The sequence below is a fragment of the Leifsonia sp. NPDC058292 genome (genome assembly GCF_042880955.1).
GTDB lineage: Bacteria > Actinomycetota > Actinomycetes > Actinomycetales > Microbacteriaceae > Leifsonia.
On sequence record NZ_JBHVYL010000004.1, the window covers coordinates 22022 to 34423 of the forward strand.

The window sequence follows — 12402 nt, forward strand, 5'->3', positions numbered from 1 at the left end:
CCTTTCGTTTGGGCCCGACGATCAAGGCCTAGAACCGTCCACCTCCGCGACGGGAACGAGTGCCGCCCCCGCCGAAGCTTCCTGGGCTGAATCCGCCCCCGCCACCAATGCGACCACCGCCGGTGCGACCGCCGCCGCCGCCTCCGCCGAACAGTCCGCCGCCGCCCCCGCCGCCGAGCACCGAGTTGATGAGGATGCCGCCGAGAATCGCGCCCATGGCTCCGTTTCCGCCGCCGCCGCCGCCGCTCGTGCCGCCGCCGAACAGTCCGCCGAGACCGCCGGAGGAGGGTTGGAAACCGCCGACGTCTTGCTGGGCGAGTTGGATGGCCTGCTCGGCGAGCTGGTCGGCGCGCTGCGCCTGCGCCAGCGCCGACACCGGGTCGTCCGCAGCAGCCGCCTCGGCCTGCACGACCAGTCGTCCGGCCTCGGCGAGCCGGGTTCGTGCCTCCGGCCCGACCGCGCCGCGCCTGGCGGTGATGAAGTCTTCGCCGGCGGAGACCCTGCTCTTGGCGGAGAGCAGCGTCTGCTGCAGGGAACTCTGTGCGCGCTGCGTCTGCTGCTGCGCATCCCGAACACCCTGGAGCACACCGTCGATGGACTGGTTCGCGGCTTCGAGCCGCTGGCGGATCTCGAGCGGGTTCACACGACCGGCGGCGACCTTCGCTGTGACGTCGGTGAGTGTCTGCTCCGTCGCGGCGACCGCACCCGCGATCGTGCCCTGCGGATCTCCGGCGGCCGCGAGCGCCCGCGCGGCGGCGACGTCGCTCTCGAGCTCGGCGATCGTGGCGTCGATGGTCTGCTGCGTCGTCGCCAGGTCGTGGCCCAGGCGATCAACGGCGTCGAGAAGCAGCTTGGCCTGGTCGACCGACTCTTCGGCGGCGCGCACCCCGATGGCGGCCGCTGAGGCGTCGCCCGCGTCGCTCTTCTGCTTCGCGGCCGCGAGCGCCGTCGTCACGAACGAGAGACGCTCGCTCGCCTGTGCGATGTTGTCGTGCACCGTCGCGAGTGAGGCATCGGTGTAGCGCTCACCGAGGGCGGTCAATGTCGCGGTCGCCGGCGCTATTCTGCCCTGCACCTCGGCTGCAGCCGTCTGGATCTCGGCGCTTGCCTCCGGGATGCGCTTCTCCAGCGCGCGCAGGTCGTCGAACGCGTCAGCCTGCTTGTCGAGCGCATCGTTCGCCGCGGCGCACAGCTGCACGATCTGCGCGTTCCACTCCCGTGTCTGCTGTTCGCTGTCGGGTTCCGCGTCGTCGAGCTTCTGCTTGAGCTTGAAGGCGTCGGTGAGCTGCGCCTTGGCGGTGTCGAGCGCTGCCTGGAAGGGGACGACGGACTGCGCGCCGTACTGGGCGGTTGCGAACCCGAGCTCCTCCTCGCTGGTTCGCACGGCGTCGTCGGTCAGTACGAGAGCAGAGCCGGCGCGACGCTCGAGTTCGGCGATGGGCATCGTCTGGAGTTCGCTCTGCGGTGTCGCGGGCCCGCTGGTCGCGGTTCCGCCGGTCGTCGCCTTCTTCTTCGACCGGCTGCGCACGACGAAGAAGATGATGAGCCCGACGACGACGATGGCGATCAGGAAGAACCAGAAGAAGCCGGAGCCGCCGCTGCCGCCGCCGACCGCATCCCCGAGGCCGTTCGCCGCCGCGACCGCAGCCCCCGACCAGTCGCCCGCCTTCAGCTTCGGCTCGATGTCGTTGTTCTCGATCTGCGAGAGCTGGTCGTCGCTGACGGGGCCTTCGGAATCGCCCGAGAGGTAGTACGCACGCCCGTCGGTCGAGACGGCGAGCAGGTAGTCCTTGGGGCCGAGGTTGTTGTTCTCCGCCGTCTGGTTCGCCCAGTCGGCCGCCTGCGACGGGTTGGTGAACTGGTCGACATAGACGACGTAGAGGTCGATCTGGTGGTCTTTGTACAGCTCCGCCGCCGCGTTCGCGATGACTTTCTCGTCGCTCGGCGAGACGACTCCGGCCTGATCGACGACATGGCCGCTGCCCAGTTCGACCGGGTCTTGAGCGCTCGCCGCCAGCGGCGCCCCCATGATCAGAGCGAGCGCCAGAAGGGCTCCGCCGACGACCTCACGTGCGCGCATCTACTCACTCTCTCGAGCCTGGTGGTACTGGCCGAGTCTATTGGGCGGATCTCCGCCACCGCCAGAGTCTGAACGCTGCCTGTGAGCGCAGAGTGTTTCGTCATGTTGCGCGACGGGATGCGCTCCCGAGGCCCGCCTGCCCACAATGGTCGGGATGTCGCGGCGTGCGCACCCAGCGCCCAGCCGCCGAAGCCACAGGGAGAGGAGCACTCGGATGAGCATCCAGCGCCCCCTCCGCTCGCTCGCCGTGGTCGAGGCGACCCGCTTCCGAGCGCACGACCGCGAGTACCACGACTACGTTCAGGTTCTGGTCGGCTCGGCCATCGCGGAAGCCGAGCGCCAGGGCTGGACGGTCACCAGACTCGCCGCCGATCAGGGCACGGATGCTCTGCTCGCAGGTGCCGAGGATGCCGACGCCGTGCTCATCATGGGCGGCGAAGACATCGCTCCCGCCTTCTATGGGGCGGCGGACGGGTACGAGGGCGAGAGTCGTCACCTCGTCGCGGCCGATGCGGCCCAGATCGCTCTCGTGCACCGCGCGATCGAGCGCAACACACCGCTGCTCGGCATCTGCCGCGGACTGCAGATCATCAACGTCGCCCTGGGCGGAAGCCTGGTGCAGCACCTCGGCGAAGAGAGCCGGCACAAGAACCACGGCGTGCCGATCCGCGAGGTCATGGCGACGCATCCGGTGCATCTCGCAGCCGGAAGCCTGATCTCGGGCCTGCTGGAGGCCGACACGGTCGCGGTGCAGAGCGCGCACCACCAGGCCGTCGACGCCGTCGGCGAGAACCTGGTCGTCACGGGACGCGCGCCCGACGGACACGTCGAAGCTCTCGAACACGTCAGCGCGCCCGTGATCGGCGTGCAGTGGCACCCGGAAGACCCGGGAGCGCCGGTCGGCCAGCTGGTCGGACTGCTCGCATCCCTCGACCGCAGTGACGCCCGCGCGGCACAACTCATCCCCGACGAGAGGCGAGTTGTTGCGAGCAGAAGAGTCGCCTAGCTCGCAACAACTCGCCCCTCGGCGCTCGGCTGGGGCTCGCTATCGGGCGTCGCCCGGCCAGGCCTGTTCGCCGAGCAGCGGGACGAACGAGACGGCGCCGAGGTTCGTCTCCGTGAGGCCGCCGTCGGCGTCGCGGGTGAACAGCGCGAGGTGTTGGGCGCGGCCAGGTGCGCCGACCGGCATAACGACGCGGGCGTCGTCGGCCAGCTGATCGAGCCAGGCCGGCGGCACCCGCGGTCCGGTGGCGGCGGCGAGGATCACGTCGTATGGGGCGGAGTCCGGCCAGCCGAGCGAACCGTCGCCGGTGACCACGCGTACCGGGTAGCCGAGGGCAGCGAGCGTGCGCGCGGCTTCGCTTGCGAGGCCGGGATGCCGCTCGATGCTGATCACCCTGGCCGCCAGTTCTGAGGCCACCGCCGCGGCGTAGCCCGAGCCGGTTCCGACGTCGAGCACTGTGTTCTCCGGCAGGATGCGCGCCTCCTGCAGCATGAGCGCGACGATGTACGGCTGCGAGATGGTCTGACCGTCGCCGATCGGGAGCGGGCGGTCGGCGTATGCGTATGCGGCCTCCTCGGGCGGCACGAAGAGGTGGCGCGGGACGCGACCCATGGCATCGAGCACGCGGGCGTCGTCGATCCCGCGGGGCACGAGCTGCTGCTCGACCATCCGCCTGCGTCCGCCCTCGTGATCCGTCTGCGTCGCTGCCTCCTGCTGGCAAGTGAACCACCGCACGCCGCCGCCGTCACCCCACCGGCACAGTCACCCCACCGGCACCGCGGCCTGACCGGCCGTGAGCGCAGCGCGCGCCGCGTGCAGCACCGCCGCGGGAGCGCCCGCAGCCTCCAGAGCGAGGAGCGCGGCACCCAGGATGGGCGCGGCCGTGACCAGCTCGATACGTGTGAGCGGGGCGCTCTCCGTGAGTCCCCGTTCGATCGCGGTGAGCAGGCGGTCGTCTCCCGCGCCGATCACTCCGCCGCCGAGCACCACGGGAACCGGCCGGTCGAGGAGGTCGAGGCGACGGAGCGTGGCGACGGCGAAAGCCACGATCTCCTCGGCCTGCCGATCGACGAGCGACGCGGCCACCGCATCCCCGGCGCGGGCGGCCTCGAACACCGCGGGCGAGACGAGCGACAGGTCGGAGTTCGGGATGCGCTCGAAGTGCAGCGCTTCGATCACCGACGGGAGGGAGTCGAGACCGAAGACCAGCGGGATCGCCGACACCAGCGTCGTGGCGGGCCCGCGGCCGTCGACGGCGCGCGCGGCGTGCCAGAGCGCCTGCTCGCCGAGGTGCCAGCCGCCGCCCCAGTCGCCCGAGATCATGCCGAGCGACGGATAGCGCACCACCTCGCCGTCGGCGCGCACGCCGACGCAGTTGATGCCGGTGCCGCAGACCACAGCCACCGCATCCGGCTCGTCCGTTCCGGCGCGGAGGAGCGCGAAGAGGTCGTTGTCGATCACGGCGTCCGCCCAGGCACGGTCGGCGATGGCCGCCCGAAAGGCTGTCACCTCCGCCGGCAGGTCGATGCCGGAGACGTAGACCCCGGTGGCGGCGAGCGTTCTCGGGCCGATACGGGTGAGCAGTTCGCCGATGAGCCCGTCGATCAGGCTCACCGCCCGGGTCACCCCGACGATGTGCGGGCTGGAGGTGGTGCCCCGAACGCCGGCGAGCACCGTTCCGTCGAGGTCGATGGCCACCGCATCCGTCTTCGATCCGCCGCCGTCGACCGCGATCACGACCGGGGCGCCGCCGGATGAACCAGTCATCTCGCCCACGCCAGGTGCTGCCGGTTGTTCGCCAGCAGCAGGTCGGTGAGCCTCTCTGCGCGGTCGTACTGGCCGACCAGCGGATGCGCCAGCATCGCCCGCACGACACGCTCGCGGCCGCCGTGCACGGCCGCATCCAGCGCGAGCCGCTCGTACCCCGCGACGTGCGAGATGAGCCCGCGCAGATCGTCGGGAAGCGGTTCGACCGGCAGGGCCGTCACACCGGAGGAGCCGACGATCGCGGGCACCTCGATGACGTGGTCGTCGGGGAGGAACGGCAGCGATCCGCTGTTGCGCAGGTTGACCACTTGCGTGTCGCCGCGGTCGCTGCGCAGAGACGCGATCAGATCGACGGCGGCTTCGGAGTAGAAGGCTCCGCCGCGCTTCGCCAGAGCCTCCGGCTTGGTGTCGACGCGCGGGTCGGCGTAGAGCTCGAGCAGCGCGCGCTCGACCTCCTGCACGGCCTCGGCCCGGGTCGGGGAATCCAGCTGCTCGCGCAGCACCTCGTCGTGCGCGTAGTAATACCGGAGGTAGTAGGAGGGCACCGAGCCGAGCATGGTGATCAGGGGTGCTGGCAGCTCGATCTCCTCGGCCAGCTCGGCGAGCCGCGACTCGATGATGGCGGGCAGCGCATCGTGGGTGCCCTCCGCATCCGTCACGTAGGCCGCGCGCTCCCAGGTGAGGTGGTTGAGGCCGACATGACCGAGCGTGATCGCGGTGTGGTCGACGCCGAGCAGGCTCGCGAACCGGCGCTGGAACCCGATGGCGACGTTGCAGAGGCCCACCGCGCGATGGCCCTCCTGCAGCAGCGCACGCGTGACGATGCCGACAGGGTTGGTGAAGTCGACGATCCAGGCGTCCGGCTTGGCGTGCGCGCGTACGGCATCCGCGACCCGCAGCACCACGGGAACGGTGCGCAGCGCCTTCGCGAAACCTCCCGGACCGGTGGTCTCCTGGCCGATGCAGCCGCACTCGTGCGGAAAAGTCTCGTCTCCGTGGCGGGCGGCCTGGCCGCCGACGCGCAGCTGGATGAGCACCGCATCCGCGTCGGAGACGCCCGCGACGAGGTCGTCGGTGGGCACGATGCGTCCGGTGTGGCCGGCGGCGCGGAACATCCGTTCGCTCATGCCTCCGACCAGGCGAAGTCGTTCGGGGTCGGTGTCGACGAGCCACAACTCCTCGATCGGCAGCACGTCGCGCATCCGGGCGAACCCGTCGATCAGTTCGGGGGTGTAGGTCGAGCCTCCACCGACGACAGTGAGTTTCACAGCTGGTTATCCCTTCACGCCTGTGAGTGTGATGCCCTCGACGAACACGCGTTGGGCGAAGAAGAAGATGAGCACGACGGGGATGGTGACGAGCATCGTCATCGCCATCGTGAGCCCCCAATCGGTGCCGTGGACTCCGCGGAAAGACGCCAGACCGTAGGCGACGGGCCAAGAGTCCGGATTCTCCGAGGTGTACAGCAGCGGACCGTAGTAGTCGTTCCACGAGTTGAAGAACATGAAGATCGCGGTGGCGGCGATGCCAGGCTTGGCCATCGGCAGCACGACACGCCACAGCACGCCGAACTCGCCGTTGCCGTCGATGCGGGCCGCGTCCGCGTACTCGGTGGGGATGGTGAGGAAGAACTGGCGCAGCAGAAAGATCGAGAACGCGTCGCCCAGCAGGTTCGGCAGGATGAGCGGCCAGAGGGAGCCGGTGAGCCCGAGGTTCGACCACATGACGTAGATCGGGATGGCGGTCACCTGCGGCGGCAGCAGCATCGCGATGATGATCACGGTGAAGAGCACGTTCGCGCCGCGGAACTTGATCTTGGCCAGCGCGTAGGCCGCCGGAACGCTCGACACGAGCATGAACACCGTCGCCAGCACCGCGTACAGCGCCGAGTTGCCGAACCACTGGAGCAGCGGGACCGTGGTGAACACGGTCACGTAATTGTCCCAGCGGAACGGGTTCGGCCAGAGGGATGCGGTGAGCGTCTGATCGCTGCCCATCAGCGAGGTGAGGGCCACGAAGACGATCGGGGCGACGAACAGGATGCCGAGGGCGACGAGCACGGTGTGCTCGGCGATCCAGGCGAAGAGCGCAGTTCCGCGCCGGCGGGGCTTCTTGCGCGACGGCGACGGCGGAACCACCGTCTTCGACCGCGTGAGGGTAGCGGAGGTCATTGGGCGCCTTCCGGGGTGAACGCCTTGAAGCGGCGGAGCAGGAGGATGAGGATCACGCTGGCGACCACGAACAGCAGCACCGCGAGCGCGGAGGCGTAGCCCAGCTGGTACGTACTGAAACCGCGCACGTACAGCCATTGCGTGTAGGTGAGCAGCGACCCGTTCGGGTAGCCGAGGTTGTTGCCGATGCCTTCGCCCACGACCGCCTTCCCGGAGGCGACCCCGGAGGCGACGGCCGCCTCGGTGAAGTACTGGATGGCGGCGATCACCCCGGTCACCACGGAGAAGAGCAGCACCGGCGAGATGCTCGGGAACGTGACGTAGCGCACCTGCTGCAGACCGTTCGCGCCATCGAGCGACGCGGCCTCGTACTGCTCGCGAGGAACGTCGAGCAGCGAGGCGAGGAAGATGATCATGATGTCGCCCATCACCCACACGCCGAGCAGCACCAGCGACGGTTTCGACCAGGCCGGGTCGTTGAACCACAGCGGACCCTGGATGCCGAACGCCTTCAGGATCTGGTTGACGGGCCCGGTTCCCGGGTTGAACAGGAACACGAACGCCACCACGCTCGCCACCGGCGGCACGAGTGCGGGCAGGTAGAACAGCGTGCGCCACACTCCCGACGCCTTCTTGGCCCGGGCGAGCAGACCGGCGATCAGCAGCGCGAACACGATCTTCACGGGAACCCAGATCACGACGAACCACAGGGTGTTCAGCGTGGCCTGCCACACGTTCGGGTCTTGCGTGAACAGGTAGGTGTAGTTGCGCAGGCCGATCCACTCGGGCGGCGAGACGAGGTCGAACCGGGTGAACGAGTAGTACACGGATGCGATCAACGGGTACACGAAGAAGATCAGCAGCCCGAGCAGCGCCGGGGCGAGCAGCGCCAGCGTGACGAGCTTGCGCTTGGTGCGGGCCCGCGAGGGGCGGACGGCGATGCCGGGCCGCCCCTCGCGCACGATGGTCGACGTCATCGCTACGGACCGGTGGTCAGTGCGAGCGCGTCGTCGATCTGCTTGTCGACGCTCTTCAGCCCGGCCGCCAGGTCGCCGCCCTCGCTCTGGTACTTGTTCCACCAGTCCTGGAAGGTCTGCTGGTAGCCGGCGCCGAGCGGGCTGGCGGGGGTGGTGGCCACGTTGGCGTTCGAGGCGATGTCGAGGAACGTCTTGTACTGCTCCGACACCTCCAGGTCGGGCGACTTCAGCGCGTCGGTGGTGGTCGGCACGTTCTTCAGCCCGTTGGCCAGCTTGACCAGCGCATCCGTGTCTGTCGTGAGGTACTTGAGCAGCGCCCAGGCGAGCTCCGGGTTCTTCGACCCCTTCGAGATGCCGATGATGTTGCCGGTGAGGTAGCCGCCGCCGTAGAGCTCGGTGTGGTCGTCGGCGGTGGGGAACGGCGCGGTGCCGTAGTCGAGGTCTTTCGCCTGGTCGGCGATGAACGCGGTGCGGTACTCGCCGTCGAGGTTCATGGCGACCTGGCCCTTCTGGAAGGCGTTGTCGGCCGAGAACTCCTGGCCGAGACCGGAGGTGAAGGTGTTCAGTTTGTCCCAGCCGATCTTGTCGACGTATGCCTTCTGCCACGTTATGAGATCGGTCCAGCCGGGCGAGGAGCTGATGGCGCTGGTGCCGTCGGCCTTGAGCCAGTCCGCGCCGGCGGCCGGACCGTAGTGGGATGCGGCGTTCTCGTACCAGCCCATCGTCGGATTGAAGCCGAGCGTCTTGATGGAGCCGTCAGGGTTGAAGGTGGTCAGCTTGTCGGCCATCGTCTCGAGTTCGCCGAGCGTCTTCGGGGGAGCCGTGAACCCGGCCGCCTTGAGCAGCGCCTTGTTGTAGTAGAGGCCGTAGACGTCGGCGAGCATCGGCATCGCGCAGCGGGTGCCGTCGAACTCCGTGTAGCTCTTCACTGTCGAGGAGAACTGGCTCATGTCGACGCCGTCGCGCTCGATCACCTTGTTGAGGCTGCGGAAAGCGCCGGTGGAGCAGAAGTTGCCGACGATGTCGGTCGAGTAGCTGAGGCCGACGTCGACCTTGCTGCCGGTGGCGATGGCCTTGCGGAGCTTCTCGTCGTCCTGCCCGGAGTGCACGTCGACCTTGATCTTGGGGTTCTTCTTCTCGAAGTCGTCGACGACCGACTGGATGACTTTCGCCTCGCGGTCGGAGAAGAAGTGCCAGAACGAGACGGTGCCCGACAGCTCTTTGGGAGCGGTCGAATCGAACGAAGAGCTGCTGCCTCCGCCGGAGCAGCCGGCGAGGGTCAGGGCGGCTGCTGCGGTGACCGCGACAGCTGCCATGATGCGGTGGGAACGGTGTTTCACGGTGGTTTCCTCACTGATTCCTGATCGTGGTGGTGCACTCGGGTTGCGGACTGAGCGGTGTACGGCTGGGTGGAGCTGTGCGGGACAGCTCTAGGCGGAGATCCTCGACACTTCCGCGAAGAGCGCCGTGCGCACCTCCGCGAGCAGGTGTTCGCGAGCACCGCGCAGAACGGGATGCTGCGGAACGGCGGTGGCGACGATCGTCGACGATCCCCACGCCTTGCGGAGGTGCTTGCCAACGAGCTCGGCGAGCCTGGCGCCGCCGGCACTTCCCGTGGGCCCACCCAGTACGACGAGCTCCGGGTCGAGGAGGGCGAGAACGGGAACGACGCCGACGGCGACCCGGGGCGCGAGTTCGGCCAGCAGCGCCTCGCGATCGGCCATGGGCGCGGACGGAATCGCGGCGACGAGCGCGGAATAGCTGCGGCCGCGCATCCCGAAACCGCGGGCGATGCGGGCGACGGCGGGACCGCCGATGAGGTCTTGAAGGTCTTCTGCTGCGGGGTCGAGCTCGGCCGCCGAGCGGGGGATCGGCAGATAGCCGATCTCGCCGGCGCCGCCGGAAGCCCCGCGGTGAACCGCACCTGCCTGGTCGACGGAGAGGCCGAGGCCGTCGCCCATCCAGAGGAGGGCGAACCCGGCGGAGTCGCGCCCGGCGCCGTCGGTGCGCTCGGCGATGGCAGCGAGGTTCACGTCGTTGTCGATGTGCACCGACAGGCCGATGGCGTCTTCGAGGTGCTTGCGGATGCCCTTCTTCGGCCAGCCGGGCAGAGTCTCGATGAAGCTGAGCTCGTCGGTGCGCGGATCGAGCGCGCCCTGAACGCCGATGCAGACCGCACCCACCGTGGCGCTCGCGATTCCGGCAGCCTGGCACGCGGCGTCGATCGCGGCGCGCACATCGGCTTCGGGGGAGCGGTCCCGGGCGGCACGGGACAACTGGGTCGTCGCGATGGGGTGCTCGTGGCCGCTCGCGTCGACGACCGTCGAGCGCATCGCGTGGGAGTCGATGTCGATCGCGACGCCGAGCATCCGGTCGGTACGCACCGCGTAGCTGGCGGCGTTCGGGCCGCGCCCACCCGATATCTCGCCGACGGCGTGGATGAGGCCCGCCGTCTCGAGCCGCGACACCATCTGGGCGGCGGTGGGCTTCGAGAGGCCGGAGAGCTCGCCGATGCGGTTGCGGGTGAGCGCGCCGTGTTCGAGCAGCAGCGACAGGGCGGTGCGGTCGTTGGTCTCGCGCAGCCAGGAGGGGGTTCCCGGCACCGGCTTGGCGGCCATTCGCACATCCCTTCGTTGGAACGATTCTGTGCCGTGAATGTATCAGTAAAGTTTCTTAATAGTAAAGATGCTGTTTCGAGATCGACCGGATGCACACGCAGCTGAACCTGCGCGGGCCGTGTCTCGTGGTCAGGGGAGGGGCGGGATGCGCCCCGGAATCGGAACGGATCACTCATGAAGAACAGAATCGGACTCGGGGTGGCGGGGGCCGCCATCGCACTGCTCGCCCTCGCGGGATGCTCGAGCGGCGCCGGTGGCGGTTACGGCGCGTCGCCGTCCACCTCGCAGTCCTCGTCGTCGGCGTCATCGTCGGCATCGGGCGCAGTGCTCACGACGGCCAGCACATCCCTCGGCACGGTGCTCGTCGACAGCCACGGGCTCACCGTCTACGTGTTCGACAAAGACACCGCGAACTCCGGAAAGAGCGCCTGCTCGGGAGCGTGCGTCGCCCAGTGGCCGGCTGTCGTGGCGGATTCGGCGAGCCCGAGCGTCGACGGCGTGACCGGGAAGATCGGCACGATCACCGGCGCGGACGGCAAGCGGCAGGTCACGGTCGACGGTCTTCCGCTCTACACCTTCGCGGGCGACTCGTCCGCCGGAGACGTGACCGGTCAGGGCTTCGGCGGCATCTGGTGGGCGGTCGCTCCGGACGGCAGCAAGATCGGCTCGACCTCGTCGCCGACCGGTTCGGGCAGCTACTCGAAGTAAGGCGTCAGCCGAAAGCGCGGGCGCGGTCGGCGAGGTGGTCGAACGCGGCGTCCAGGTCGCGGTCGACCACCTGGCGCGAGGGATCGGCCAGGAACCACTCGACGATCTCGCCCGCTCCCCGGGCGAACGGGGTCTTCGCCTGGAACTCGGGAACGAGCGTCTTCACCTTGCTGTTGTCGAACACCATCGAGTTGGCCTTGTCGCCGATGAGCCCCGGGCCCAGGTCGGGAACGACGGCGGCGATGGATGCGCTCGCCACGTGCACGAGATCGGCCTCGACTCCCAGACCCTCGGCCAGGTAGGAGTAGATCTGGTTCCACGTCGGCGCCTCGTCGGAGGTGATGTGGAACGCCTCGCCGATCGCCTCGGGGCGCCCCAGCAGCCCGACGAACGCGACGGCGAAGTCGGTGTTGTGCGTGATGGTCCACAGGCTCGTGCCGTCGCCGTGCACGATGACGGGCGCTCCTCGGCGCATCCGGTCGAGGTCGGTCCAGCCGCCGCTGGTGGGGATCATGGTGCGGTCGTAGGTGTGCGACGGGCGCACGATCGTGATCGGAAAGCCACGCTCGCGGTACGCCTCGACGAGCAGGTCTTCGCAGGCGATCTTGTCGCGCGAATACTGCCAGAACGGGTTGCGCAGGGGAGTGGACTCGGTGACGGGAAGCCGCTGCGGCGGAGTCTGGTAGGCCGAGGCCGAGCTGATGAAGACGTATTGACCGACCCTGCCTTCGAACAGGTCCAGGTCGGTGAGCACGTGTTCCGGCGTGAAGGCGAGGAACTCGGCTGCGACGTCGAAGCTCCTCTCGCCGAGCACGGCGTGCACACTCTGCGGGTCGCGGATGTCGGCGTGCAGCACTTCGACGCCGGGTGGGAGCGAGCGAGTGGTCGACGTGCCGCGGTTGATCACGGTCACCTCGTGGCCGGCGTCGACGGCCTGCGCGACGCAGGCCGAACTGATGACCCCTGTACCGCCGATGAAGAGTGTCCTCGTGGCTGCCATGCAAAGCTCCTTCGCTCATCGCCGGGTGCGGAGTTTCAGCGTAGCGATGCCGACGGCTCCGTGGGGCGCGCGTACACT

The 12402-nt window shown here is 68.9% G+C and carries 11 protein-coding genes; 2 read left to right on the top strand and 9 right to left on the bottom strand.

What is annotated here, in order from left to right; translation table 11 throughout:
- Positions 1-28 precede the first annotated feature (28 nt).
- Positions 29-2080 (bottom strand): TPM domain-containing protein, encoded by a 2052-nt coding sequence (locus ACFVWR_RS04340; protein ID WP_387208377.1) that lies wholly within the window; start codon positions 2078-2080, stop codon positions 29-31.
- A 214-nt stretch (positions 2081-2294) separates the two neighbouring features.
- Between ACFVWR_RS04340 and ACFVWR_RS04345 the strand changes: the two genes are divergently transcribed.
- Positions 2295-3086, top strand: a complete 792-nt coding sequence (locus ACFVWR_RS04345; RefSeq protein WP_387208379.1) for a gamma-glutamyl-gamma-aminobutyrate hydrolase family protein — start codon at positions 2295-2297, stop codon at positions 3084-3086.
- A 39-nt stretch (positions 3087-3125) separates the two neighbouring features.
- On the opposite strand, the gene ACFVWR_RS04350 is transcribed toward ACFVWR_RS04345, so the two are convergent.
- From ACFVWR_RS04350 to ACFVWR_RS04380, 7 genes are all read right to left on the bottom strand, one after another.
- On the bottom strand, positions 3126-3818 hold the full coding sequence (locus tag ACFVWR_RS04350; protein ID WP_387208381.1) for a protein-L-isoaspartate(D-aspartate) O-methyltransferase: 693 nt from the start codon (positions 3816-3818) through the stop codon (positions 3126-3128).
- A gap of 27 nt (positions 3819-3845) precedes the next feature.
- A complete protein-coding gene (locus tag ACFVWR_RS04355) occupies positions 3846-4850 on the bottom strand; it encodes an N-acetylglucosamine kinase (protein ID WP_387208383.1) in 1005 nt (334 codons plus the stop codon).
- Entirely contained in the window at positions 4847-6118 is a 1272-nt protein-coding gene (locus ACFVWR_RS04360) for a 6-phospho-beta-glucosidase (protein ID WP_387208385.1), read from the bottom strand. The genes ACFVWR_RS04355 and ACFVWR_RS04360 overlap by 4 nt, the downstream gene beginning before the upstream one ends.
- Positions 6119-6124: 6 nt before the next feature.
- Complete coding sequence (locus tag ACFVWR_RS04365) at positions 6125-7021, bottom strand: carbohydrate ABC transporter permease (RefSeq protein WP_387208387.1); 897 nt, start codon at positions 7019-7021, stop codon at positions 6125-6127.
- Entirely contained in the window at positions 7018-7998 is a 981-nt protein-coding gene (locus ACFVWR_RS04370; RefSeq protein WP_387208389.1) for a carbohydrate ABC transporter permease, read from the bottom strand. The genes ACFVWR_RS04365 and ACFVWR_RS04370 overlap by 4 nt, the downstream gene beginning before the upstream one ends.
- Before the next feature lie 2 nt (positions 7999-8000).
- Positions 8001-9338, bottom strand: a complete 1338-nt coding sequence (locus tag ACFVWR_RS04375) for an extracellular solute-binding protein (RefSeq protein ID WP_387208391.1) — start codon at positions 9336-9338, stop codon at positions 8001-8003.
- A gap of 90 nt (positions 9339-9428) precedes the next feature.
- Complete coding sequence (locus ACFVWR_RS04380; protein ID WP_387208393.1) at positions 9429-10616, bottom strand: ROK family protein; 1188 nt, start codon at positions 10614-10616, stop codon at positions 9429-9431.
- Between the two features lie 174 nt (positions 10617-10790).
- Here ACFVWR_RS04380 and ACFVWR_RS04385 point away from each other — a divergent pair, with 174 nt between their 5' ends.
- Complete coding sequence (locus ACFVWR_RS04385; protein ID WP_387208395.1) at positions 10791-11324, top strand: hypothetical protein; 534 nt, start codon at positions 10791-10793, stop codon at positions 11322-11324.
- A gap of 4 nt (positions 11325-11328) precedes the next feature.
- On the opposite strand, the gene ACFVWR_RS04390 is transcribed toward ACFVWR_RS04385, so the two are convergent.
- The gene (locus ACFVWR_RS04390; RefSeq protein ID WP_387208397.1) at positions 11329-12324 is read right to left on the bottom strand and encodes an SDR family oxidoreductase; all 996 of its coding nucleotides are present in this window, start codon (positions 12322-12324) and stop codon (positions 11329-11331) included.
- Positions 12325-12402: the final 78 nt, after the last annotated feature.

What these genes read in the sequence shown, in the direction of transcription:
- ACFVWR_RS04390 (WP_387208397.1), bottom strand. Translation starts at nt 12,324, where the DNA reads ATGGCAGCCACGAGGACACTCTTCATCGGCGGTACAGGGGTCATCAGT.
- ACFVWR_RS04345 (WP_387208379.1), top strand. Translation starts at nt 2,295, where the DNA reads ATGAGCATCCAGCGCCCCCTCCGCTCGCTCGCCGTGGTCGAGGCGACC.
- ACFVWR_RS04365 (WP_387208387.1), bottom strand. Translation starts at nt 7,021, where the DNA reads ATGACCTCCGCTACCCTCACGCGGTCGAAGACGGTGGTTCCGCCGTCG.
- ACFVWR_RS04355 (WP_387208383.1), bottom strand. Translation starts at nt 4,850, where the DNA reads ATGACTGGTTCATCCGGCGGCGCCCCGGTCGTGATCGCGGTCGACGGC.
- ACFVWR_RS04380 (WP_387208393.1), bottom strand. Translation starts at nt 10,616, where the DNA reads ATGGCCGCCAAGCCGGTGCCGGGAACCCCCTCCTGGCTGCGCGAGACC.
- ACFVWR_RS04370 (WP_387208389.1), bottom strand. Translation starts at nt 7,998, where the DNA reads ATGACGTCGACCATCGTGCGCGAGGGGCGGCCCGGCATCGCCGTCCGC.
- ACFVWR_RS04385 (WP_387208395.1), top strand. Translation starts at nt 10,791, where the DNA reads ATGAAGAACAGAATCGGACTCGGGGTGGCGGGGGCCGCCATCGCACTG.
- ACFVWR_RS04340 (WP_387208377.1), bottom strand. Translation starts at nt 2,080, where the DNA reads ATGCGCGCACGTGAGGTCGTCGGCGGAGCCCTTCTGGCGCTCGCTCTG.